The sequence below is a fragment of the Streptomyces violaceus genome, assembly GCF_036014075.1.
Taxonomy (GTDB): Bacteria; Actinomycetota; Actinomycetes; order Streptomycetales; family Streptomycetaceae; genus Streptomyces; species Streptomyces violaceus.
On the sequence record NZ_CP107911.1, the window covers coordinates 1,780,370 to 1,804,145 of the forward strand.

General features: G+C 70.6%; 22 protein-coding genes and 1 pseudogene. 18 read left to right on the forward strand and 5 right to left on the reverse strand.

From position 1 onward, the window contains the following. The first annotated feature begins 82 nt into the window (after positions 1 to 82). Entirely contained in the window at positions 83 to 1,339 is a 1,257-nt protein-coding gene (locus tag OG542_RS08000) for a D-arabinono-1,4-lactone oxidase (RefSeq protein WP_311128435.1), read from the forward strand. A gap of 44 nt (positions 1,340 to 1,383) precedes the next feature. On the opposite strand, the gene OG542_RS08005 is transcribed toward OG542_RS08000, so the two are convergent. Next, entirely contained in the window at positions 1,384 to 1,728 is a 345-nt protein-coding gene (locus tag OG542_RS08005) for a helix-turn-helix transcriptional regulator (protein WP_184588935.1), read from the reverse strand. A 238-nt stretch (positions 1,729 to 1,966) separates the two neighbouring features. Between OG542_RS08005 and OG542_RS08010 the strand changes: the two genes are divergently transcribed. The 9 genes from OG542_RS08010 to OG542_RS08050 all read left to right on the forward strand — a co-directional run bounded on the left by OG542_RS08010 (position 1,967) and on the right by OG542_RS08050 (position 13,116). Next, positions 1,967 to 2,677: an ANTAR domain-containing protein gene (locus OG542_RS08010; RefSeq protein ID WP_328409429.1), complete on the forward strand. Its 711-nt coding sequence runs from the start codon at positions 1,967 to 1,969 to the stop codon at positions 2,675 to 2,677. A gap of 194 nt (positions 2,678 to 2,871) precedes the next feature. Further along, a complete protein-coding gene (locus tag OG542_RS08015; protein WP_328409431.1) occupies positions 2,872 to 4,119 on the forward strand; it encodes an ROK family transcriptional regulator in 1,248 nt (415 codons plus the stop codon). Between the two features lie 223 nt (positions 4,120 to 4,342). Next, on the forward strand, positions 4,343 to 5,608 hold the full coding sequence (locus tag OG542_RS08020) for an ABC transporter substrate-binding protein (protein ID WP_328409433.1): 1,266 nt from the start codon (positions 4,343 to 4,345) through the stop codon (positions 5,606 to 5,608). Between the two features lie 20 nt (positions 5,609 to 5,628). Then, positions 5,629 to 6,594 (forward strand): carbohydrate ABC transporter permease, encoded by a 966-nt coding sequence (locus OG542_RS08025; RefSeq protein ID WP_328409435.1) that lies wholly within the window; start codon positions 5,629 to 5,631, stop codon positions 6,592 to 6,594. Beyond that, positions 6,591 to 7,487, forward strand: a complete 897-nt coding sequence (locus tag OG542_RS08030) for a carbohydrate ABC transporter permease (RefSeq protein ID WP_328409437.1) — start codon at positions 6,591 to 6,593, stop codon at positions 7,485 to 7,487. The genes OG542_RS08025 and OG542_RS08030 overlap by 4 nt, the downstream gene beginning before the upstream one ends. 12 nt (positions 7,488 to 7,499) lie before the next feature. Continuing rightward, complete coding sequence (locus OG542_RS08035; protein ID WP_328409439.1) at positions 7,500 to 10,367, forward strand: glycoside hydrolase family 2 TIM barrel-domain containing protein; 2,868 nt, start codon at positions 7,500 to 7,502, stop codon at positions 10,365 to 10,367. Positions 10,368 to 10,507: 140 nt separating this feature from the next. Beyond that, positions 10,508 to 11,503, forward strand: coding sequence for an ABC transporter ATP-binding protein (locus OG542_RS08040; protein ID WP_328417830.1), 996 nt, complete (start codon positions 10,508 to 10,510; stop codon positions 11,501 to 11,503). A 1-nt stretch (position 11,504) separates the two neighbouring features. Further along, complete coding sequence (locus OG542_RS08045) at positions 11,505 to 12,308, forward strand: ABC-2 family transporter protein (protein ID WP_328409441.1); 804 nt, start codon at positions 11,505 to 11,507, stop codon at positions 12,306 to 12,308. 1 nt (position 12,309) lies between these two features. Then, on the forward strand, positions 12,310 to 13,116 hold the full coding sequence (locus OG542_RS08050; RefSeq protein ID WP_193476752.1) for an ABC transporter permease: 807 nt from the start codon (positions 12,310 to 12,312) through the stop codon (positions 13,114 to 13,116). On the opposite strand, the gene OG542_RS08055 is transcribed toward OG542_RS08050, so the two are convergent. Next, entirely contained in the window at positions 13,106 to 14,401 is a 1,296-nt protein-coding gene (locus tag OG542_RS08055; RefSeq protein WP_328409444.1) for an MFS transporter, read from the reverse strand. The two genes, OG542_RS08050 and OG542_RS08055, sit on opposite strands and share 11 nt — an antisense overlap. 278 nt (positions 14,402 to 14,679) lie before the next feature. Here OG542_RS08055 and OG542_RS08060 point away from each other — a divergent pair, with 278 nt between their 5' ends. Then, the gene (locus tag OG542_RS08060; protein ID WP_311128428.1) at positions 14,680 to 15,474 is read left to right on the forward strand and encodes a hypothetical protein; all 795 of its coding nucleotides are present in this window, start codon (positions 14,680 to 14,682) and stop codon (positions 15,472 to 15,474) included. 115 nt (positions 15,475 to 15,589) lie between these two features. Next, positions 15,590 to 16,909 (forward strand): jacalin-like lectin, encoded by a 1,320-nt coding sequence (locus OG542_RS08065; RefSeq protein ID WP_311128427.1) that lies wholly within the window; start codon positions 15,590 to 15,592, stop codon positions 16,907 to 16,909. Positions 16,910 to 16,918: 9 nt separating this feature from the next. On the opposite strand, the gene OG542_RS08070 is transcribed toward OG542_RS08065, so the two are convergent. Both OG542_RS08070 and OG542_RS08075 read right to left on the reverse strand, forming a co-directional pair. Beyond that, positions 16,919 to 17,947 (reverse strand): ketopantoate reductase family protein, encoded by a 1,029-nt coding sequence (locus OG542_RS08070; protein ID WP_328409448.1) that lies wholly within the window; start codon positions 17,945 to 17,947, stop codon positions 16,919 to 16,921. Positions 17,948 to 18,044: 97 nt separating this feature from the next. Further along, positions 18,045 to 18,197: a hypothetical protein gene (locus OG542_RS08075; protein WP_328409450.1), complete on the reverse strand. Its 153-nt coding sequence runs from the start codon at positions 18,195 to 18,197 to the stop codon at positions 18,045 to 18,047. On the opposite strand from OG542_RS08075, the pseudogene OG542_RS08080 reads away from it, so the two are divergent. The 5 genes and pseudogenes from OG542_RS08080 to OG542_RS08100 all read left to right on the forward strand — a co-directional run. Next, positions 18,144 to 18,677: pseudogene (locus OG542_RS08080) on the forward strand (WD40/YVTN/BNR-like repeat-containing protein); the annotation flags it as partial. The gene OG542_RS08075 and the pseudogene OG542_RS08080 overlap by 54 nt on opposite strands. Positions 18,678 to 18,750: 73 nt before the next feature. Continuing rightward, positions 18,751 to 19,029 (forward strand): YCF48-related protein, encoded by a 279-nt coding sequence (locus OG542_RS08085; protein ID WP_328417832.1) that lies wholly within the window; start codon positions 18,751 to 18,753, stop codon positions 19,027 to 19,029. Positions 19,030 to 19,074: 45 nt separating this feature from the next. After that, complete coding sequence (locus OG542_RS08090) at positions 19,075 to 19,689, forward strand: RraA family protein (protein ID WP_328409454.1); 615 nt, start codon at positions 19,075 to 19,077, stop codon at positions 19,687 to 19,689. A gap of 355 nt (positions 19,690 to 20,044) precedes the next feature. Then, entirely contained in the window at positions 20,045 to 20,635 is a 591-nt protein-coding gene (locus OG542_RS08095) for a TetR/AcrR family transcriptional regulator (RefSeq protein ID WP_328409456.1), read from the forward strand. Continuing rightward, complete coding sequence (locus OG542_RS08100) at positions 20,628 to 21,602, forward strand: aminoglycoside phosphotransferase/kinase family protein (protein ID WP_328409458.1); 975 nt, start codon at positions 20,628 to 20,630, stop codon at positions 21,600 to 21,602. The genes OG542_RS08095 and OG542_RS08100 overlap by 8 nt, the downstream gene beginning before the upstream one ends. Here OG542_RS08100 and OG542_RS08105 read toward each other — a convergent pair. Continuing rightward, on the reverse strand, positions 21,599 to 22,354 hold the full coding sequence (locus tag OG542_RS08105) for an isocitrate lyase/PEP mutase family protein (protein WP_328409460.1): 756 nt from the start codon (positions 22,352 to 22,354) through the stop codon (positions 21,599 to 21,601). The two genes, OG542_RS08100 and OG542_RS08105, sit on opposite strands and share 4 nt — an antisense overlap. Before the next feature lie 94 nt (positions 22,355 to 22,448). Here OG542_RS08105 and OG542_RS08110 point away from each other — a divergent pair, with 94 nt between their 5' ends. Further along, positions 22,449 to 23,735 carry a hypothetical protein gene (locus OG542_RS08110; protein WP_328409462.1) on the forward strand — a complete coding sequence of 429 codons (1,287 nt, stop codon included), beginning with the start codon at positions 22,449 to 22,451 and terminating at the stop codon, positions 23,733 to 23,735. Positions 23,736 to 23,776: the final 41 nt, after the last annotated feature.

Sequence of the window (23,776 nt, forward strand, 5' to 3'; positions counted from 1 at the left end):
GGCGGCGGCAATGGACATCGGGCCGGGGTAGGTTCCGGCGGGGGCTTGCCGCCCCCCACAGCCTCGGGGAAGGACGACGCGGATGACCGGCACCGTGACCAACTGGGCGGGCAACATCACCTACGCGGCCAAGGAGCTGCACCGGCCGGGGTCGCTCACGGCGCTGCGCGCGCTGGTCGCGGACAGCGACCGGGTGCGGGTGCTGGGCAGCGGGCACTCCTTCAACGGGATCGCCGAGCCGGGCGCCGAGGGCGCCCTGCTGTCGCTGGCCGGGCTGCCGCCGGAGGTGGACGTCGACACGGCGGCCCGTACGGTCCGCGTCGGCGGCGGCGTGCGCTATGCGGAGCTGTCCCGCCGGGTGCACGGGCAGGGTCTTGCGCTGCACAACATGGCGTCCCTCCCGCACATCTCGGTGGCCGGGTCGGTGGCGACCGGCACCCATGGCTCGGGGGTCCTCAACGGCCCGCTCTCGACGGTCGTGCGCGAGGTGGAACTGGTCACGGCGGACGGCTCGACGGTGACGATAGGACGGGACGAGGAGCGGTTCGGCGGGGCCGTGACCTCGCTCGGCGCGCTCGGTGTCGTCACCGCGCTCACCCTCGACCTGGAGCCGGCCTTCGACGTCGAGCAGCACGTGTTCACCGAACTGCCGCTGGAGGGACTGGACTCGGGGACGTTCGAGACGGTGATGGCGACGGGGTACAGCGTCAGCCTGTTCACCGACTGGCGGGCGCCGGGCTTCCGGCAGGTGTGGCTGAAGCGGCGCACCGACCAGGCTCTGCCGGCCTTCCCCTGGGCGGCTCCGGCCGCCGAGAAGATGCACCCGGTGCCGGGCATGCCCGCGGTGAACTGCACCGAGCAGTTCGGTGTGCCGGGGCCGTGGCACGAGCGGCTGCCGCACTTCCGGGCGGAGTTCGTCCCGAGCAGCGGGGCGGAGTTGCAGTCGGAGTATCTGCTGCCGCGCGGGCACGCCGTGGAGATGCTGAACGCGCTCGACGCGATCCGGGAGACGGTCGCCCCGGTTCTGCAGACCTGCGAGGTGCGCACGGTCGCCGGTGACGACCAGTGGCTGAGCCCGTCCCACGGCCGGGACACCGTCGCGGCGCACTTCACCTGGGTCGAGGACACGCGGGCGGTGCTGCCGGTGGTCCGGCGGGTCGAGGAGGCGCTGGAGCCCTTCGGGGCGCGGCCGCACTGGGGGAAGGTGTTCACCGTGCCCGCGTCCGTTTTGGGCGGGCTGTATCCGCGGCTGGGCGACTTCCGTGCGCTGACGCGGGAGCTGGACCCGGAGGGGAAGTTCGCCAACACCTTCGTGCGGGACGTGCTGCTGGACGCGTAACAGGAAGGGCCCGGCCGGCCGTCCGGGGGCGGACGGCCGCAGGGTCAGGTCGTGGCGTGCGGGCGGCCGCCGGGGGCCGTCGCGCGGTCGACCTCGTCCTTGACGAGCAGGGAGAGCAGCGACGCCACGGTCAGACCGGCCTCGGCGGGGTGGCGCAGCACCTTGCCCGGGTCGATTTCGTACGTGTTGCTGCGGCCCTCCCTTGTATGGGAGAGATAACCGTCCTGCTCCAGATCGGCGATGATCTTCTGGACAGCGCGTTCGGTGAGCCGGCAGTGGGCCGCGATGTCCCGGATACGGGCGCTGTGATTATCGGCGATGGCAGCCAGCACGCGGGCGTGGTTGGTGAGAAACGTCCATCCGGTGTGTGACTCGGGCACTCCATCCATGCCCCAACTCTACCGACCAGAGGTTCACGCACTCAAAAACACGTACTTCGTTTCATGTATCGGTTGACGGGTGTGGGGTAGAGAGGTGACGCTGGATAAACGAAGGCAGGGCGAACGGACAAGGGAGAACAGGGCCATGTCGGAGCCTGCGTACTCTGCGCGGTCTCACACCCACGAGGGCGCCGTATCCGCGGCGAGCGACAGTGTGCCGACGGCGGTCCCACCCTGCATGGCGACCATGGACGTCGCACCGGACGGCGACCGGATGACCGTGACCCTGTGGGGCGAACTCGATCTGGGCAGCCGGCGGCTCCTGCCCGATCTGCACGACATCCTCACGCTGTCGGGCAGCGGCATCGACCTGCGCCTGGACGCCATCGGGTTCTGCGACTGCTCGGGCCTGAACATGCTGCTGGATCTGCGCATGCGCGCCCTCGACCAGGGCAAGACGGTCACCCTCCGCTCCAGCGGCCTGGCGGTCGAGCGCCTGCTCGGCCTGACCGGCACCAGGGAGCTGTTCTCGGACTCGGGCCCGGGCGCCGGGGGGACGACACCCTCGGCCGCCCGCATCGCGAGCCCGCGGGAGGAGGCCGTGCGCCCGGCCGGGTCCGGCACGCCCCCGCGGGAGGGCGCCGACCAGGAGCTGCGCACCGAAGTCGCCCAGCTGCGACGGGCCATGCAGACCCGGCCGACCATCGATCTCGCCCGCGGCATCCTGATGGCCTCCTTCGGACTGAGCCCCGAGGCGGCCTGGAGCGTGCTGGTCAGGACCTCCCAGAACACCAACACCAAGCTCCATCACCTGGCCCAGGACCTCGTGAGCACCGTGCACGGCACCGAGCTGCCGGAGCAGGTGCAGCAGCAACTGGCGGCCGCGGTCGCGAGCGCGGGCGTCCTGAGCGAGGCAGCCGCGTCTCCGGTGAGCGGGGCGGTCGAGGACAGGGTCTGACGCGCCCCGCCCGCGCGCCCTGAGGCATCATGAACGAGCCACGGCCGGCCACCACCGGCCTCACCAGGAGCGCACTTTATAAAGCCCCTTTCCAAACCCCTTGTCGAAAGTCCCGCCAGCCCATAGCCTTGCGCCGCGCCGGTGCCGACGTCGACCCCGGCCAGGGCCGGTCCGGGAAGGAATGGGGCACTCCGGTGAAGCGCACATCACGCGACATCCGCACCGCGAACCGCTATGAGGTGCTGCGCCAGATCATCGCGGAGTCACCCACCTCCCGGCAGGAGCTGGCGGCCGCCACCGGCCTCAGCCTCGCCACGGTGGCCACACTCGTCGGCGAGCTGCTCGACCTCCGCATGATCACGGAGGTCGGCTTCGAGGACTCGGCCGGCGGCCGGCCCCGGGGCCTGGTGGCGGTCAACGCCTCGGGGGGCGCGCTGATCGGCGTCGACATCGCCGAGACGTACGTCCATGTCGAGCTGTTCGACCTGGGGCTGAACGTCCTGGCCCGTGCCGAGGAGGACGTCCGCGCGAGTGAGAGCCGGCCCGAGCAGGTGGTGGGCCATGTGGCGACCGCCGTCGGCTCGGTGGTCATGCAGGCCGGCATCGAGGGCGCCCGGGTGCTGGGGGTCGGTGTGAGCGTGCCGGGGCAGGTGGACCGCGCCACCGGCACCTCGGAGTACGCGCCCAACTGGGACTGGCACGACGTACCGCTGCTCGACCTGCTCACCGAGCACATCGCCTACCCGCTCCACCTGGACAACCCGCTGCGCGCCAGCGCGGTCGCCGAGCTGTGGTTCGGGGCCGCACGCGGGGCCGGGACCGCCGTGGTGGTCAACCTCGGGACCGGGGTGGGCGCGGGGCTCGTCCTGGGCGGCGGGCTGCACCGGGGCGTGAGCAACAGCGCCGGCGAGTGGGGCCACACCACGATGGTGCTGGACGGGCGGCTGTGCCGCTGCGGCAACCATGGCTGTGTGGAGACGTACGTCGGCGCGCGCGGCATCATGCTGAACCTGCGGGAGATCGGCCCCGACAGCGCGCTGCTGCACGCGGACGACCAGACGGCGACCATCGACGCACTGGCCCGCGGGATCGCGGCCGACGACCCGGTGGCACGCCGGGCCGTCCACGAGACCGCCCGCTATCTGGGCGCCGGCGTCGCGGACCTGGTGAACCTGTTCAACCCCGAGATCGTCGTGCTGAGCAGCTGGGTCGCCCGCACCCTGGGCGAACCACTGCTGCGCGAGGTGCGCGAGGCCGTGACCCTGCACGCGCTGCCGCGGCCGCTGGCCGCCACCGAGATCGTCCTCTCCCCGATCCCCACCGACCCGGTGTGCCTGGGCGCGGCGACGTTCGCGCTGGAGGGCGCCCTGCAGGCCGTCGGGCAGAAGAACGGCAAACGCACCGCCCCCGTGAGGAGCCGTACCGCCGCACCACCCTCGTAGCGGCGGAAGCAACTCCTCCACTCTCCCCCCGCATGTTCGAAATCACGAACCGGACACAACGCTTCGAACAGACTTCGTCCAACCCCTTGCCGAAGCCTTAGCCGAAGCTCTAGCGTCCCGCACCGCACCTCTCTTTGAGCCATCTGGCGCGAGCCCCCGGGCCCGTGAGCCATCAGGCAGTGAGCCGAAGAGCCGCAGCCGCACTCGAGACAAGGACGTCAGCATGTCGGCATCGAGCAACATGAACTGGGACCGCCGAAACGTACTGCGGGCCGCGATGGGCCTGGCCGCCGCGGGCGGACTCGCCGCGTGCGGCAGCAACACCGGACGCGGCGGCGGGTCCGGGTCGGGCACCGGCCTGACGCAGATGTTCCACGCGTACGGCGAGGCAGGCACCGAGCAGGCCATCAAGCGGTACGCGAAGGCGTACAAGGACGCCAACGTGACCACGCAGTGGATCACCAGCTCGGACTTCGAGAGCAAGCTCTTCTCTGCGCTGCTCACCAAGAACGCGCCGGACCTCTTCGAGTTCCACCCGCAGATCCAGATGGTCAGGAGCGGCCAAGTGGCGGATCTGACCGACATCGTCGACCCGGTCAAGGACGACTTCAACCCGGCCGACATCAAGTCGCACACGGTCGACGGGAAGATATACGGCGTCCGCATGATCGACGACCCGCAGTTCTTCTTCTACCGCAAGTCGATGCTGGAGAAGGCCAAGGTCGAGGTGCCGACCACGCTCGACGAGCTGATGGAGGCCGCCGCCAAGCTCACCACCGGCAAGGTCAAGGGCCTGTACATGGGCAACGACCTGCACAGCGTGAACGACACGTTGATCTGGTCGTCCGGCGCCCAGCACCTCAACGAGAAGAACGAGATCGCCTACCACACGGACGGCGTCGTCGAGGGCCTGAAGAAGATGCGCCAGCTGTTCACCAGCGGCGACCTTCTCCTCGGCGCTCCGACCGAGTCCTGGGACCCCTCCTCGTTCAACCAGGGCCTGTGCGCCATCCAGTTCTGCGGCATGTGGGCGATGCCGGCGATCCAGGACGCGCTCGGCGACGACTGGGGCGTCTTCCCCTTCCCGAAGGTCACGGACTCCGGAAAGCCGTCCGTCTACAACGGCGGCTGGTCGATGTTCGTCAACGCCAAGAGCAAGAACGTCGACGCGGCCAAGGAGTACGTGAAGTGGCTGTGGATCGACCAGGCGGAGTACCAGGAGGACTGGGCCACCTCCTACGGCTTCCACATCCCGCCGCGCACCTCGATCGCCGCGAAGGCCGACAAGCTCAAGTCGGGGAACGCCGCTGAGGGTGTCAAGCTCTTCAACGAGTTCGGGCACTTCGACAACATCGGCTGGACCCAGGCCATGCGCACCGCTTTCGAGGACGTCTTCGCCAACTGCGTCCGCAAGAACATGGACCCGGAGAAGGCTCTCGACAGGTGCGACACGGCAGTCAACCGCGAGCTCAAGAAGCTGTTCGGATAGGTCGCGGGACGGACCACGACATGTCGACGACCACCAAGCTCGACGTCCCGGACTCCGCCACGGCCAAGGCCTCCCCGGCCAAGCCGCGGCGGAGTCTGCGGGGCAGCCCGACTCTCACCTTCTGGCTCTTCACCGGCCCGTTCCTGATCGGTCTGGCGATCTTCGTATACGCGCCCATCCTCTGGAGCCTCTGGCTCAGCTTCTTCGAAGCCCGCTTCACCGTCACGCCCGACAAGTTCGTCGGCTTCGACAACTACGTCTACATGCTGACGAACGACGACTTCGTCGGCTCGCTCGGCACCTTCACCGTCTTCGCCGCGTTCATCGTGCCCACCACCTGGGCGCTCTCGCTGGGCCTGGCCCTGCTGGTGAACCGGCTGCGCTTCATGCGGGCGTTCTTCCGGTCGGTCTTCTTCCTGCCGACCGCGGTCAGCTACGTCGCCGCGTCGCTGATCTGGAAGATGTCCATCTTCAGCGGGGTCCGCTTCGGCCTGATGAACACGGTCCTCGGCTGGTTCGGGGTCGAGAACATCGCCTGGCTGATCGACCCCAACCCGCCCTGGTACTGGCTGGTCATCGTGACCGCCCGGCTGTGGCTGCAGTCCGGCTTCTACATGATCCTGTTCATCGCCGCGCTGCAGAACATCCCGGAGGAGCTGTACGAGGCCGCCGCCATCGACGGAGCCAAGTCGGGCTGGCAGACCTTCTGGCACATCACCCTGCCCCAGCTGCGGGCCACGTCCACCGCGGTGATCCTGCTGCTGCTCGTCGCCGCCTACCAGGCCTTCGACGAGTTCTTCAACCTGCTGTCGAAGACCACCTGGGGCCGCCCACCCCTCATGGAGCTGTACTACAAGGCCCTGGGCGAGAGCCAGGACTACGGCGCCGGCAGCGCGGGCGCACTCATCCTGACCGTGCTGATCTGCGCCGTGACCCTGCTCCAGGGCAAGATCATGGGCTTCGGAAGGGGGGACGAGTCCAAGTGACCACCACCATCCCCAAGGTGCGCAAGTCCGCACCGAAGGCGGACACACCCAGCCGGGTCGGGCGCGGCGGCGGCGTGATGAGCTCCACCGGCCTCTACATCGCCACCGGCGTCGCCGCCCTGCTCTTCCTGATCCCGTTCTACATCCTCGTCCGCAACGCCCTCTCCACAGACGCCGATATCACCGGAGAGAACTGGAAGCTCTTCCCCACGGACATCCAGTGGGGCAACATCAGCGAGCTCTTCAGCGACGAGACGGTCCCCTTCGCCCAGACCCTGTGGAACTCGGCGGTCGTGGCCACCTTGCACACCGTGGGCGTCCTGCTGGTGTGCTCCCTCGCGGGCTACGGTCTGGCCCGCATCCCGTACAAGCACGCCAACAAGGTGTTCTACGCCGTTCTGGGAACCCTGATGGTCCCCACGGCCGTCACCTTCGTGCCGAGCTTCGTGCTCGTCTCCTCGCTCGGCTGGGTGGACACCTACCGGGGTCTCATCATCCCGGGCCTGTTCAGTGGTTTCACCTGCTTCCTCTTCCGGCAGTACTTCCTGGGGTTCCCCAAGGAGCTGGAGGAGGCGGCGCGCATGGACGGACTGGGTTACTGGGGTGCGTACTGGCGTGTCGTCGTACCCAACTCGCTGAACTTCTTCGCGGCGATGGCGACCATCACCTTCATCGCGGGCTGGAACGCCTTCCTGTGGCCGCTGGTCATCGGGCAGGACCCGAGTTCGTGGACCGTCCAGGTGGCGCTCTCCAGCTACATGACCAACCAGACCGTCGTTTTCCACATGATCTTCATGGCCACGGCCATTTCCATCCTGCCCCTAGTGTTCGTGTTCCTCTTCCTCCAGCGCTGGCTGGTGCAGGGGATCGCCCAGACCGGCATCAAGGGCTGAGCAAGGAGACCGATGTCTTTCCGCACCACCGCCGACTATGTCGAGGACGTCTCCCCGGGCAGCGGGGCCCTTCCGGCCCGGGCCTGGTACGCGTCCTCGGACGCCAAGGCCCTGTCGCTGAACGGCAGCTGGCGCTTCCGGCTGTCGGCCACCGCCGACGCCGAGGACGACTCGTTCGCCGAGGAGGGCTACGACGCCCAGGGCTGGGCCGAGGTCACGGTCCCCGGGCACTGGGTCCTCCAGGGCGACGGGGCGTTCGGGTCCCCGATCTACACCAACCACCTCTACCCCTTCCCGGTGGACCCGCCGCACGTCCCGACGGAGAACCCGACCGGTGACCATCTGCGCGTCTTCGACCTGCCGTCGGACTGGCCGTCGGACGGCGGGGCGGTGCTGCGGTTCGACGGCGTGGAGTCCTGCGCCCGCCTCTGGCTGAACGGCACGGAGCTCGGCGAGTTCAAGGGCTCCCGGCTCCCGCACGAGTTCGCGGTGGGGCATCTGCTGAAGCCGGGCGGCAACGTCCTCGCGGTGCGGGTGCACCAGTGGTCGGCGGGCTCGTACCTGGAGGACCAGGACCAGTGGTGGCTGCCGGGCATCTTCCGTGACGTGACGTTGCTGCACCGCCCGGCGGGCAGTGTGGGCGACTTCTTCGTGCACGCGTCGTACGACCACACCACCGGCGAGGGCACCCTGCGCGTCGACTCCGACGTCGACGGGCGGGTGACCGTCCCGGCCCTGGACATCGATGTCGCGGCCGGCGAGCCGGTGACGGTGGCCGTCGAGCCGTGGACCGCCGAGACGCCGAAGCTCTACGACGGTGTGCTGGCCACCGAGGGCGAGCGGGTGCCGCTGCGGATCGGTTTCCGGACCGTCGCCCTCGAGGACGGGCTCATCAAGGTCAACGGCGAGGCCATCCTCTTCAAGGGCGTCAACCGGCACGAGTGGCACCCCGAGCAGGGCCGGGCGCTCGACCTGGAGACGATGCGCGAGGACGTGCTGCTGATGAAGCGGCACAACCTCAACGCCGTGCGCACCTCGCACTACCCGCCGCACCCGGCCTTCCTGGACCTGTGCGACGAGTACGGCCTGTGGGTCATCGACGAGTGCGACCTGGAGACCCACGGCTTCACCGAGCAGGACTGGCGGGACAACCCGGTCGACGACGACCGCTGGACCCCGGCCCTGCTGGACCGTGCGGAGCGGATGGTCGAGCGGGACAAGAACCACCCGTCGGTGGTGTTCTGGTCGCTGGGCAACGAGGCCGGCACCGGGCGCGGACTCACCGCCATGGCCGAGTGGATCCACGACCGCGACCCCGAGCGGCTGGTGCACTACGAGGGCGACTGGAACTGCCGCGACACCGACGTGTACTCGCGGATGTACGCCTTCCACGACGAGGTCGAGAAGATCGGGCAGCGGCTCGACGGCGGCACGCACGGGCGCCGCGCACTGCCGTTCATCCAGTGCGAGTACGGGCACGCGATGGGCAACGGCCCGGGCGGGCTCGCCGACTACCAGGAGCTGTTCGAGAACTACGAGCGGCTCCAGGGCGGGTTCATCTGGGAGTGGATCGACCACGGCGTCAAGCACGCCGAGCTGGGCTACGCCTACGGCGGTGACTTCGGCGAGGAACTGCACGACGGCAACTTCGTCTGCGACGGGCTGGTCTTCCCGGACCGGACGCCGTCGCCGGGTCTGATCGAGTACAAGAAGGTCATCGAGCCGGTCCACATCGAGGGCGACGGCGCGAACGGCATCGTGCGGATCACCAACAAGCAGGACTTCGCGGACCTGTCGGCGCTGGCGTTCGAGTGGTCGTGCCAGGTGGACGGCGAGACGGTCGAGTCGGGTGCGCTGGCGGTGCCGGCGCTGGCGCCGGGCGAGAGCGCCGAGGTGAAGCTGCCGGAGCCGCCCGTGGACGGCCGGGGCGGCGAACGCCAGTGGACGGTGCGGGCGCTGCTCGCGGACGACACGGTCTGGGCTCCGAAGGACCACGTCGTGGCCTGGGGTCAGTTCGCCGCGGGGGCACGGCCGCTGCCGTCCTTCCCCGCGAGCGACCGGCCCGTGGCCGACCCGGACCGGATCACCCTCGGCCCCGCCGAGTTCGACCCCCGCACCGGCGCCCTGCGCTCGATCGGCGGCGTGGCGGTCGGCGCGGCACCGCGGCTGGACGTGTGGCGGGCGCCGACCGACAACGACGACGGCGCCGAATGGCAGACCGACACCCGCTACGGGATGCTGTGGCGCACACTCGGCCTGCACCGCATGCGGCACCGCCTGGTCTCGGTCGAGGCCGGCGACGACGCGCTGACGGTCCGCACCCGGGTCGCGCCCGCGGCCCGCGAGGTCGGCCTGGACACGGTGTACCGCTGGACGTCCGACGGCGAGCGGCTCCGGCTGACCGTGACCGTGACCCCGGAGGGCGACTGGACGGTGCCGCTGCCCCGGCTCGGGGTCCGCTTCGGACTGCCGGAGGCCGACCGGGTGGAGTGGTTCGGCGGCGGTCCGGGCGAGGCGTACCCGGACACCAGTACGGCGTCGATGGTGGGCCGCTGGCAGTCGACGGTGGACGGGCTGCAGACCCCGTACGTCCGTCCGCAGGAGAACGGCGCCCGCGCCGATGTCCGCTGGGTGGAGCTCGGCGGGCTGCGGATCGAGGGCGACCCGGAGTTCTGGTTCACCGCGCGGCGCTGGACGACCGAGCAGCTCGAGGCGGCCCGGCACCGCACCGACCTCACGGCAGGCGACACGGTGTGGGTCAACCTCGACCACGGGCAGCACGGCATCGGCTCGCAGTCGTGCGGGCCGGGCCCGCTGCCGCAGTACTTCCTGAAGGCGGAGCCGGCGGAGTTCTCGTTCGTGTTCTCGACCACCGGGTAAGAAGAACGCCAGGTAAGAAATCGTTTAATCGATTGACCAATTGATCGACATTCCGACAGTGTCGGGACGTCATCCGCGGCCGGTCGGCTCGAAGCCGACCGGCCGCATCTGTGTTCACCGCAAGGAAGTGGGTGGGTCGATTGAGTGTCTCCATCGAGGTCCGCGGGCTGTCCCGGACCTTTCACACCACCGTCCGCCGCCCCGGCTTCCTGGGCGCCGTCCGCTCACTCGTCAACCCCGAGCGGGTGGCCAAGCACGCCGTCGCCGACATCACCTTCGACGTGGCCCCGGGCGAGCTCCTCGCCCTGCTCGGCCCGAACGGCGCCGGCAAGTCCACCACCATCAAGATGCTGACCGGCATCCTCACCCCCACTTCCGGCGAGGCCCGGGTCGCGGGTGTCGTGCCGTACCGGGAGCGGGAGCGCAACGCCCGGAACGTCGGCGCGGTGTTCGGGCAGCGCACCCAGCTGTGGTGGGACCTGCCGGTGCGCGAGTCGTTCGCGATCCTGCGGGACATCTACGAGGTGCCGAAGGCCGAGCACGCCGCCCGGCTGAAGGAGTTCGACGAGATCCTGGACCTGTCGTCCTTCTGGGACACCCGGGTCCGCCACCTCTCCCTCGGCCAGCGGGTGCGCAGCGACCTGGCCGCCGCCCTGCTGCACGATCCGCCGGTGGTCTTCCTCGACGAGCCGACCATCGGTATGGACGTGGTGGTCAAGGAGCAGGTGCGGGAGTTCCTGCGCCATCAGGTGGAACAGCGCGGCCGTACGGTCCTGCTGACCACGCACGACATGACGGAGGTCGAGCGGCTCGCCGAGCGGGTGGTGCTGGTCAACCACGGCCGGCTGATGCTGGACGGCACCCTCGACGAGATCCGCCGGAAGTTCGGCTCCACCTGGCAGGTGCGGGCCACACTCGCCGGCCCGCACGCCGAGGTCGTGCCGCCGCCCGGGATCACACTGCTGCGGCACAACGGCGCGCGGGTCGTCTTCGGCCCCGACGGGGCGGACGCGCCCACCGTCCACCAGGCGCTCAAGGCGGTGATCGAGCGGTACGAGGTGACCGACATCGCCCTGGACGAGGCGGACCTGGAAGATGTGATGCGGGCCGCGTACGTGCATGCCGGGGAGGTCTGACATGGCCGTGCTGCACGCCTGGCGCGCCGCCCGCGTCACCCCGCTGGGCGAGCTGAACGCACCGCCCAGGATGACGGCCGTCGCGCTCCGGCTGGCCGTGCAGGTGGTGCTGGTCTGGTCGCTGTGGCGCGGCCTGTACGCGCATTCCGGCACGACCGCCGGCCTGAGCCGGGACCAGGCCGTCACCTACGCCGTGCTGGCCGTACTGGCCTCCCGGCTGCGGGAGCTGGACCAGTACACGGGCCGGGACACGGTCCTCCAGCACATGCACTTCGGCACCATCGTCTACTGGTATCTGCGCCCGCTTCCGCCGCAGCGCTACTACGCCCTGCGGGCCGCCGGAGAGCAGCTCTACGGACTCTCGTGGGCGCTGGCCGGGTACCTGGTCTGTCTGGCCGTGGGCATCGTCGAGCCGCCTCGCTCGGCGGCCGTGGCCGGGGTGTTCGTGCTCAGCATGCTGCTGGGCCAGTGGGTCCTGTACTACGTCATGCTCGTGCTCGACCAGTTGTGCTTCTGGACGATCCGCAACAACGCCGCGTTGCTCATCCTGCTGTTCGCGCAGAACCTGCTGTCCGGGGTGTACGCGCCGCTGTGGTTCTTCCCGGACTGGTTCGTGACGATGAGCGCCTTCCTGCCCTTCCAGGCCACGCTGAGCGTGCCGCTGTCGCTGTACGTGGGCCGGATCCCCTTGTCCGACGCGGCCTTCCAGCTCTCCGTACAGGCGGCCTGGGTGGTGGCGCTGGCGTTGTTCACCCGGCTGCTGTGGCGGCGGGCCGCCCGGCGCGTGATCTCGCAGGGAGGCTGAGATGTCGCTGAAGGCTCTGCGGATCGTGTGGCGCGTGACGGCGCTCAACTTCCGCGCGCAGATGGAGTACCGCACCGAGTTCCTGCTGATGATCGCGATCGGGGCGATCTGGCAGGTGTCGGTGATCGTGTTCGCCACGGTGCTGCTGTCCCGGTTCGCCGGGATGGGCGGCTGGGACAGCTCGGACGTGCTGCTGATCCCGGCGACGCGCATGCTGGCGCACGGTCTGTTCGTGCTGTTCCTGGGGCGGATGCACTGGGCCGGCCGGCAGATCCAGGAGGGCCGGGTCGACATCTACCTGATGCGCCCCATGCCGGTGCACCGGCAGATCCAGCTGGCCTACTTCCCCACCAACGCCATCGGGGACCTCACGGTCGCGGCGGGCCTGATGGTGGGCGCGCTGTCCCGCAGCGACCTGGACTGGACGGCGGGCCGGATCACGTATCTGATCGCGGCCGTACTGGGCGGCATGCTCCTGGAGGCGGCCCTGTTCACGGTCGTGGCCAGCGCCTCCCTGCGCTTCCCGGCGGCGGACTACTGGGGCCGCTGGCTGGAGGAACTCCTCGGCACGTTCGGCAGCTACCCGCTGAACGTGCTGCCCAAGGCGGTGGGCGGCTTCCTGACCTACGGCCTCCCGCTCGCGTTCGTCGCCTTCTTCCCGGCCGCGGTACTGACCGGCCACGGGCATACGACCGGAGTGCCGTACTGGCTGGCGGCGGCCTCACCGCTGCTCGGGCTGCTGGCGTATCTGGGGGCGCGGGTGCTGTGGCGGTGGAGTCTGCGGCACTACAGCGGCGTCAACGGCTGACGGTCCGGCCCTGGCCGCGGATCGGGGTGAAAAGGGCGCTCACGGCGAGCAGGACGCAGGTCGCTCCGGCGGCCAGGGCGACCGGCTTCGTGCCCTGTTCCTCCGCCGCCCAGGTCAGCACGGCGGCACCGATCGGTGCCGCCGCGTAGTGCAGGGTCCAGAACGCGGAGGTGACCCGGCCCAGGAGGTGTTCCGGGGTCACCTCCTGGCGGAGCGACATCGAGCAGGTGCCTCCCATGGCGGCACAGGCGAGGAAGGCGGCGCACAGGGCCGCGACCACCGGCACGTCACGGGCCCAGCCGAGGCCGGCGAAGGCGAGTCCGCACACCGCGACCGAGCCGGTCCACGTCGGCCCGAACCCGAGGCGACGGCGGATCCGGGCCACGAGCAGGGCACCGGCGATGGTGCCGAGCGCGCCGGCGGCCATGACGGTGCCGACCGTGCCGTCGTCCTGGCCGAGGTCGTGCTTGAGGTGGTAGATGACCAGGTCGTGGATGCCGAGAGTGAGGAAGCTGAAGACGAACAGCAGGACGGTGAGCGAGCGCAGCACGGAGTGGCCGTAGAGGAAGGCGATGCCGGTGCGCAGGTCCTGCCACAGCCCGGTGCGCTTGCCTGGCTGTTCGTCCGGGGCGCGTCTGCGGAACCGTACGAAGAACAGGAGCGTCGCCGACACCCCGAAGCTGGCCGCGTTGACGCCCACGGCCGCGGCCGGACCGGACCAGGCGGCCACCAGCCCCGCGCACAGCGGCCCCAGGACACCCGCGGCGGCGGCGGTCGCGTTCAACCGTCCGTTGGCCTCGGTGAGTTGCTCGGTGCCGACCAGGCCGCGTACGACGGTGACGTAGCCGACCGCGAACAGCATGCCGACGGCCTCGCACAGCGGCAGCACCACGTACAGCAACCAGATCTGCGGGCTGAACAGCCACACCAGCGGGATCACCCCGTACAGCCCCATGCGCACGAGGTCGCAGGCGATGAGCAGCCGGCGCCGGTCCACCCGGTCCACCACCGCCCCGGCGAACACGGCCGCCGCGACCGACGCCGCCCCGCCCACCGCGGTCAGCAGCCCCATCCGCGCGACCGAACCCGTGGCCTCCAGGACCAGCAGGGGCAGGGCGATGAGGGCGAAGGAGTCACCGAGGACGGAGAGGGTCTGCGCGGTCCAGAAAATCCCGAAGTCGCGCTGCCGCCACAGCGGGCGGGTGCCGCGTAAGCCGTCGTCGCCGACGTCCGAGGGCGGGCCGCTGCCGGGCTCGTCCTCGCGCCGTGCCGCCTCGTGCGTCATGCGCCCTCCCCCGTCGCCGTCGCACGGCAACCTTACGGCCGACCACGGCGGCCGGGGGGTGTCGCACCCGCGTCCCCGCCCCCACAGGAGGAGCCGTGCCGCACTCCGCGAGAGGCCACAGCCGCCGCGCCTTCCGCCATGAAGTGGGGGCTCCATCCGCAGCCGTAGGCGGAAAACCGTTACCGGCGGGCGGTGCGGGCGGGCTATCGTCCGCAGCGTGAGCTGATCTCTCCCGGGGTGTCCCGGACACCACAGACGCGCAAGGAACTTGCTTTGTCGTGCCCGTTCCACAAGGGGAGATCACCATGCACATCGTCCTGGGCAACACCCCAGACGACACACTCTCGGCCTTCACCGCACGGGCGGCCGAGGATCCCGGCGTCGTAGGTCTGGTCCTCAGCGGCTCCCGGGTCCACGAGGGCATGCCGACGGTCCACTCCGACTACGACCTGCACGTGATCCTCCGGGACCGGCAGGCCTCCGAAATCGCCGAGCTGGACTGGTTCCGTTCCGCCCACCTCGATCTCGTGGTCATCTCGCTGGCGGAGTTCCGGACCCGCGGTATGCCCGGCCGGCCCGACCACTTCGCGCGCTACTCCTACGTCCACGCGGAGGTCCTGCTCGACCGGCTGGACGGGGCCATCGCCCAAATCCTCGACGAGAAGCGGAGGCTGGGCGCCGAAGAGGCCCGGGCCGCGGTCGACGGCTGGCTCGACGCCTACGTCAACCAGACCTACCGCTCCTTGAAGAGTTACCGCGACGGCCACCCGGCCATGGGCCACCTGGACGCCGCCGAGTCCGTCCCGTACGCCCTGGAGGTGCTGTTCGCGCTGCACCGCCGCGTCCGGCCCTACAACAAGTACCTGCGGTGGGAGCTGGAGCGGAGCCCGCTGGGCGACCGGCGGTGGGAGGCGGACCGGCTGCTGCCCGTCGTACGCCGCCTGCTCGCCGACGGTGCCCCGGACACGCAGCGCGCGCTCTTCACCGGCATCGAGGAGGCGGCACGGAAGGCCGGGCACGGCGAGGTCCTCGACTCCTGGGGCACGGACCTGGAGCTACTGCGCCACTCCTGACGCCGGGGCGTCTCCCACTGTTTTCCCGACTTCCCTTGCGCACCAAGGGCGTTGCCCACGAACCTGAGCACCGTTCAACTTTCCTCCCTCCGCCTCCCCGACCGGAGACACCCCCATGAAGAGACTGATCGGCACGCTCATGGCCGCCGCCCTGGCCGTCACAGGTCTTGCCGGCACCGCCGCGACACCCGCCGTGGCCGCGGACTCCGGCTCCTTCAACGTTCTCACCTACAACGTCGCAGGCCTTCCCGAGGGCCTGAGCTCCGGTAATCCGGAGAAGAACACCCCGCTGATCTCCCCTCGCCTCGGGGCCTACGACATCGTCAACGTGCAGGAGGACTTCAACTACCACGCCGCCCTGTACGCCGGCGACAACCACGCCCACCGCACCGCGACCAGCGGCGGTGTCCCCTTCGGAGACGGCCTCAACACCCTCTCGGACCATCCCTTCGAGGACTTTCAGCGGGTGAAGTGGAACAACTGCACCGGCACCAACTGCCTCACCCCCAAGGGCTTCTCGCTGGCCCGGGTACGGCTCGCCGAGGGCGTCTTCGTGGACCTCTACAACGTGCACACGAACGCGGATTCCACGGACGACGCGCTCGCCGCCCGCCGGGCCAATGTCGAGCAGCTCTCCGACTTCATCCAGGCGAACTCCGCGGGCAACGCGGTGATCGTCATGGGCGACACGAACACGAGGTACACGCGCACCGGCGACAACATCCGCACGCTCCTGAGCGAGAACGGCCTGACCGACGCGTGGGTCCAGCGGGTGAAGGGCGGGACGCCCCCGGCCCAGGGCAGTGACGCGCTGGTCTGCCCCACGACGGCACCCACCGACGACTGCGAGGTCGTGGACAAGGTCCTGTACCGCGGCAGCAAGCTGCTCGGCCTCGACGCGACCCGCTACAGCAACGAGTGGGCATCCTTCCTCGACTCGTCCGGAGCCAACCTCTCCGACCACTTCCCGCATGCGGTCGACTTCTCCTACACGCTCAACTCCTCCCTGCGCACGAGCGACTTCTTCGGCGGCCCGCACGGCACGGCCTTCAACGACGCGGACGACCTGCCGGCGACCCCGGCTCCCCGCACGCTGACCCTGCGCGGCAGCGCCCGCCTGGACGCGGTGTCCCTGACCCACGACGGCGGTACGACCGTGGCCCACGGCGGCACGGGCGGTACGGCGACGTCCCTGACGCTCGCCTCCGGTGAGCACCTGACCTCGGTGAAGCTGACGCAGGGCCAGAAGGACGGCCGTACGCGCCTGTTCTCGGCTGCCTTCACGACCGACAAGGGCCGCACCCTGTCCACCGGTACGGCCACGTCCGACGCGAAGACCTTCACGGCCCCCGCCCATTGGCAGATCGTGGGCTTCACGGGCCGCGCGGGAGCCGAGGTCGACAAGCTGGGGGTGGTGTACGCGCCGATCCGCTGAGTCGACGGATTACGGCAGGGGTCGGGGCCGGGGCTCGACGAGGACGCCCTCGGCTATGCGCCTGCTCAGTTCCCCGGCCGTCAGGCCGCCCGGCTCCCGGCCCTGGGACACGCTCTCCCGGGCGGCGTGCTGAAGGGCCGCGTTCACCGGGGTGGGCACGCCGTGCTCCCGGCCGCGCAGCGCGATCTCGCCGTTGAGGTAGTCCGTCTCGATCGATCCCGCGCCCCGCGCCAGGCTCTGCCAGGACGAGCCGCGAGTGGGTTCGCCGGCGATCGGCTGCGGGTCGACCGTTCCGCTGCGCAGCTCGGTGATCTCGGCCTCGCTCGCACAGGCGATGCCCGCGGCGTCGAGGACCGCGGCGCCCTCGGCCTTCGCCTTGGCGACCAGGTCCTTCGCGGCGGCGTCCGAGGCGGAGCCGCACACGGCCTCGACCACGTTGGCGAGGTTGCCGAGGAGTTTGCCGTACTTCCAGCGCATCACGTCCGTCACCACCGGAGCCAGGAAGTGGGCCTTCTCCAGGTCGTCCGCGATCCGCCGGGCGGTCTCGTCCGAGCCCGTCCCGTACCGGCCGGTGACCAGGGCGCCGGTGTACGGGCCGCAGGGCGCGACGACCTCGCCGGGGTTCAGATAGGTGCTGGGCAGAACGACGCACATGCCGTACACCTCGTGGAAGCGGCGCAGTGCCAGGCGCTCGTTCTCCACTCCGTTCTGGGCGCACACCAGCGGCAGGCGTTCGCCCGCCGTGCCGCCGCCCGCCACCGGCCGTGCGGCCCAGGCCTCCAGGGCGGCCACGCTGTCCTGGGTCTTGACGGCGAGGACGAGCACGTCGTCCTCGCGCAGTTCGACGTCCTCGGGACCTGCCACGACGGGAACGTCGAGGGTGAGCGTGCCGGCGGGGACTCTGAGCCGCAGCCCCTTGTCGCGCAGCGCCTCGAAGTGTGCGCCGCGGGCGACCAGGACGACGGACCGGCCGCTTTCGTGCAGCCGCCCCCCGATCGAACCGCCGATGGCTCCGGACCCGATGAAGATGTAGCGCATTCCGCTCCCTGGTTCTCCGCTTCAGGTGCCGTACAGGTCGTACAAGCTCGTACAAGTCGTACAGGGGCATACGGCTCGAAGCGGGTTCGAACTGCTGTCAGTCGAGGGCCCCGTGGTCGTCTTCGCCGTGGTGTCCCGTCCACCGCACCCCCGGGGCGTACCACCGGGCGAGTTCCTGCGCCCGCCGCTCGATCTCATGGTCGTCGGCACCGGTCAGGACGTAACCCGCCACGTACACACCGGACTTCACTCCCCCTTGGTACGTCGTTCCCACCGTACCCCGCAGGCGTTCCTCCACCACGAAGGACGGGGGATCGGCGGGCAGGGCCGCGAGCGTGCCCCGCTCGGGACAGGTACACCGGCACCGGCCGCCGGCCCGGGTCGTCTCGATGATCGAGGACGGACTGGAGTCGGCGGCGGCCGCGACCACGGCGCTCGGCCTGCCCGGCACCGGCCTCGACACCGTCCGCGTGCTGCAGGACAAGCTGGCCTTCCGGGAACTGCTCGCCGACCGCGGCATCGAAGGGGTCGCCGCCCGGCTGGGACACGACGAGGCCGACGACTGTGCCCTGCGGCGGTGGACTTCGCCGACGACCGCACCGGCTGGGCCGTGGGCACCGGCGGCACCGTCTTCGCCACCCGGGACGACGGGGTCACCTGGGAGACGCAGGACGGCAGCGGCACGGACGACCTGATCGACATCCACGCCGTGGACCCCGCCACGGCCTGGGCCGTCGGCCACCGGGGCACCGTCGCGCACACCCGGGACGGAGGCCGTACCTGGGAGCGCCGGGGAGAGCCCCATCCGGCAGAACTTCACCGCCGTGCACTTCACGCCCGACGGCCGGACCGGCCGCGTGGTCGGCCGCAGCGACACCGTCATGGCCTCGCTCGACGGGGGCACGTCCTGGCAGGTCGGTACCACGGGCACCGGGATGTCGCTGTGGAACGTGCGGACTTTCTCCGAGCGTGAATCATGGATCGTCGGTGACGAAGGCACCGTGCTGTCGACCTCCGACGGCGGTGCCACCTGGGATCAGCACTTCTACAGTCCGGAGAAGGACGCGATCCCCGTTCGCTGACCGATCCACCGGCCGTGGCACCACCCCACCGATACAGAGGAAGCAATGGACAACGCATTCAAGGACGTTCCTCCCACCACCCTCGCCGACCTGCTGGGCCGCGCACAGGTCATGGACACCGGCATCCGTCCGCTGTGGAACTCGCCCCGCGTCGCCGGCCCCGCGTACACCGTGCGGTGCGAGCCCGGCGACAACCTGATGCTGCACGCCGCGATCTACCGCGCCGAGCCCGGCTCGGTCATCGTCGTGGAGTCGGGCGACGTGGACTACGCGCTGGCCGGCGGCAACGTGTGCGCCGTCGCCCAGCGCCGGGGTGTCGCGGCCTTCGTGGTCGACGGTGTCATCCGCGATCTCGGCGAGGTGCGCGAGGCGGGTTTCCCCGTCTTCTCGCGCGGTGTCATCCCGATCCCCGGAACCAAGAAGAAGATCGGCGCGCTCGGTGAGCCGGCCCGTGTCGGCGGCGTGCTCGTGCACCCCGGCGACATCGTGGTCGCCGACGAGGAAGGCGTCGTCGTCACTCCCGCCGCCCGCCGGGAGGAGATCCTCGCGGCGGCTCAGGCGAAGCTGGCCAAGGAGGCCGAGGAGTCCCTCGACGCCTGGGAGGCGAACCACCGGGCCCGCATCGACAAGGCGCTGAGCGACCAGGGCTTCACCGGCTGACCGGACCGACTTCCCGTCGACAGGCGCCCCACAGCCGAAACCGTTTGGAACGCCTCGAGTTCCGGCTGCGGGTTCCCGGCCGGCGTGGTGCGACGGTGACCTTCGGTGCCGTGGCGGCGTTGGCGGTGGGTGTACGTGGTCATCGCTGCCACGGCCGGCGGTCCGGGGTGAAGTGCGGCTCGGCGCAGACGGTGTGCCAGGGCAGGTCGATGTCCGGCTGTTCTCGTTTCCGCCCTGGTCATGGGCACCGCAACCGCCGGACCTCAGGCTACGATCACCGTGCGCCTGTGGGACCTTCACACCGACGCGGCAGCACCGTCGTGGCCCTCTTCGAGAGGTAACCCCCGGAACACCCATGCCCAGAGCCGGACTCACCCCCGACCGCCTCGTCGCGGCCGCAGCCGACCTCGCCGACGAAGCCGGCTTCGAGCGTGTCACCCTGTCCGCGCTGGCGCGGCGCTTCGGCGTGAAGGACGCCAGCCTGTACACCCACGTCCGGAATCTCAAAGACCTCCGCACTCGCATGGCCCTCCTCGCGGGCGGCGAGATGATCGACCGGATCGCGGCGGCGGTCGAAGGGCGGCAAGCCGGCCGGGACACGCTCGCCGCCTTCGCCGGTGCCTACCGGGCCTACGCCCTCGAGCACCCCGGCCGGTACGCGGCGACGCAGATCCCCGTCGACCAGGACCTTCTCACCGGCTCCCCCGCCATGCGCCGCACGGCCGACATCACTTACGGCATGCTCCGCTCCTACGGCCTGGAGGAACCCGACCTCACCGACGCGGTGCGCCTGCTGCGCAGCACCTTCCACGGCTACTGCGCCCTGGAGTCCAACGGCGCCTTCGGCGCACCCCGTGACCTCCAGGCGTCCTGGGACCGGGCGATCGACGCCCTGCACGCACTGCTGCTGAACTGGCCCCGCGAGGAGAGGAGCCCCGATGCGTGACACAGCCGGTTCCATAGCCGAGATCTACTCGCTCGGCACCGGCCCCTGGACGATGACGCCCGTCACCCGGGGCGCCCTGGGCCAGATCTGGAAGCTCTCCGGGAACGGGTCCTCGTGGGCCGTGAAGGAGCTCCTCTTCGGCTGCGACGAAGCCCAGGTACGCCGCGAGGCCGACTTACGGGACTCCGCGGAGCGCCTCGGCATCGCCTCGCCCCGGCTCCACGCCGACCGGCACGGCGCGCACGTCTCCCGCCTCGACTCCCCGAGCGGCGGCTCCTGGGTGAAGCTCTACGACTGGGCCGAGGGCACGCGGGCGGACGCGTCCGACCCGGACGTCGTGGACTGGTTCGGCCGGACCATGGCGCTGCTGCACCAGGCCGGGGAGGGCGCCGTCGAGACGCCGGACGCCTGGTACGAGCGGTGTCCTGACGACGCCGAGTGGGAGGACGTGCTCAAGAAGGTGCGGGACGCCGGCCTGCCCTGGTCGGACGAGCTCAGCGGCTTCATCACCACGTCCGCGCCCCCGCTGGCCCACTGGGTCACCCCGTCGGAGTCGCGCGGCCTCGTCACCTCGCACCTCGACCTCCAGCCCCAGAACGTCCTGGTCGGCCCGGACGGGCCGGTCCTGCTCGACTGGGACAACGCGGGGCCGGTCTCGGCGGAACGCGAGTTCGCGCGTGCCGTCCACGTCTGGTCGGGTGGCAACGAGGTGGACATCGAATCCGCCCGGCGGCTCGCGCGGGCGTACCGCGGTGCCGGGGGCCCGGCCGTCATCACCGGCCCGGAGTCGTTCTCGATGCTCTTCGCCACCGCCCTCAACTACGTCCATGTGCAGGCCGAAACGGCCGTCGATCCCGCGGTGACCGATGCGCAACGCGAGTTCGCGGGTGAGCAGGCCCTCGCCTTCCTGCGCGGTGTGCCGGATCTGGCCGCCGTCGCCCTTCTGGTCGCCGCGCTCGACATCTAGTGTGTCGGGGGCAGGGCCACCTCGTCGTACGACGGTGTCAACCCCTTCGGCGGCCGGCCCGCCCGGATGTCCGCCACCGCCTCCAGTGCCGCGCCCAGCGCCCTCCGGTACAGCAGCGAGCCGAGGCTGATCCGGCGGACGCCGACGTCGGCGAGGTGGGCGACGGGCGGTCCGCCGGGCGAGTAGAGGACGTTGAGGGGGGCGTCCACGTGGTGCACCAGGGCGGCGATCTGGTGCAGGTCGGTGAGGCCGGGGACGAACACGCCGTCCGCGCCCGCCTGTCGGTAGGCGTCGAGGCGGGTGAGCGTGTCCGTGGTGTCGCCGTCGCCGAGCCAGTGGGTGTCCGTGCGGGCGTTGACGAAGAGGGCGGGTGCCGCCTCCTTGACCGCGGCGATCTTCGCCGCGTGCCGGGCGACGGGCCCGAGGCCGTCCTCCAGGTTGATGCCGACCGCTCCCACGGCGTACAGCTCGCGCGCGAACTCCGCCACCTCGTCCGGATCGTCGCTGAAGCCGCCCTCCGCATCGACCGACAGCTGGAACGGTTCGGATCCCAGGGCGTGGGCCAGCCGGAGCGTCTCCTCACGGGTCGCCGCCACACCGTCGGGCAGTCCCGCGATCGCGGCGACGCCCAGGCTCGTCGTCGCGATCGCCCGGAAGCCCTGCCCGGCGAGGGCCCGGGCCGAGGCGTGATCCCAGGCGTTGGGCAGCAGGAGGGGCTCGTCTTCGTGGTGGAGGTCGGCGAAGGCAGTCATGGCGCCACGCTAGGACCGACTCACTTCGGCGCACACCGAAGCACGGCATCCGGGTGCCGTGGCAACCTTCCCCGCCCCACGGCAACCACAGATCATGACATCAGCACAACCGGAAACACAGCCCCATCGCACCACACGCCACCGCCGCGTCCGCGCGGCCCGCGAGCCCGCGATCGGCGCGCTCGCGGCGGCCGTTCTGCTGGCCGGGGCGTGGTACGCGACCGCCGGTGCGGCGACAGCCCCCGCCCTCGCGGTCACCAGCACGGCGGTCGGCCTGCCGGCCGCGTTCCCCTACCTGTCGGCCGGCTACAACAACACCCGCGAGTGGACCCGCACGGCGACGGCGGCCGCACCCGACGGCACGCTCCGCGTGGCCTGGCCCGCGGCGGACGGCATCCACGTCACCCCGCTGACCAACGCCGGAAAGCGGGCGGGCGCGGACACCGTCGTCAAGGGCGCCAAGGAGGTCGGCGGCCTGGTCGCGCACAACGACGGTTTCGCCCTGCTCACCCGCGTCTCCGACAGCAACAAGTGGAAGGAGACGGCGGCGGCGCTGGTCCGCTACCAGAACGGCAAGCAGACCTTCCGTACGAAGCTCACCGGCACCGCGTCCAAGGACACCGCCCCGCTGCTGGACGGGCAGCTCACCTGGAACGGCAGCAAGTACGGGGCGTACTTCGTCGTGCACGGCGCGGGCGGCCCGGCCGACGGTCACTTCGGCGACAAGCTGGCGTACGTCAGCGCCAAGGGCGCCGAGCTGAGCGGCGGCTGGAGCTGGGGGTGCAGCCACAACGAGGGCATCGCGCTGCACGCCGAGAAGACCGGCCCCTTCACCTCCCTCTGCTTCGACGACTGGCGCTCGGGCCTGTTCGTGTCCACCGGCATCGGCGCCCCGGACGACGCGCCGGTCGTGCAGCGCGAGCGGTGCTGGGCGGGCTACTGCGGCGGCACCTTCCCGAGCCGCACCGGCGACCTCGTCGGCCACCGGCCGCTACGCCACCGCCTTCGCCTCCCGCGGCGCCGCCTCCGCCAAGAAGAACCCGGACGACGCGAGCGGCCGTGGCTGGACGGTCACCCCGAGGACAGGCACGCACCAGGTGGCGGTGGCGTTCCTGAAGGACCGCAACTCCGGCCCCGGCAAGGCGATCCGCCTGTCCGAGACGAAGGGCGTGGAACACGTCAACGTCCGCCTCGCCCCCTACGGCAAGGACCGGCTGCTGCTGTCCTGGGAGTCGATCAAGAACGCCACGTGCAAGGACGGCACCTGCACCGGCACCTTCGCGGGCACCCATCTGCGCCTCATCGACTGGAACGGCAGGTTCCAGAGCCCGGCCAAGGTCGTCCAGGAAAGGATCACCGGCGACATCGCGGTGTCCGCTGACGGCAGTCTGACCTGGGCGTATGCCCCGGCGACGCCCTCCT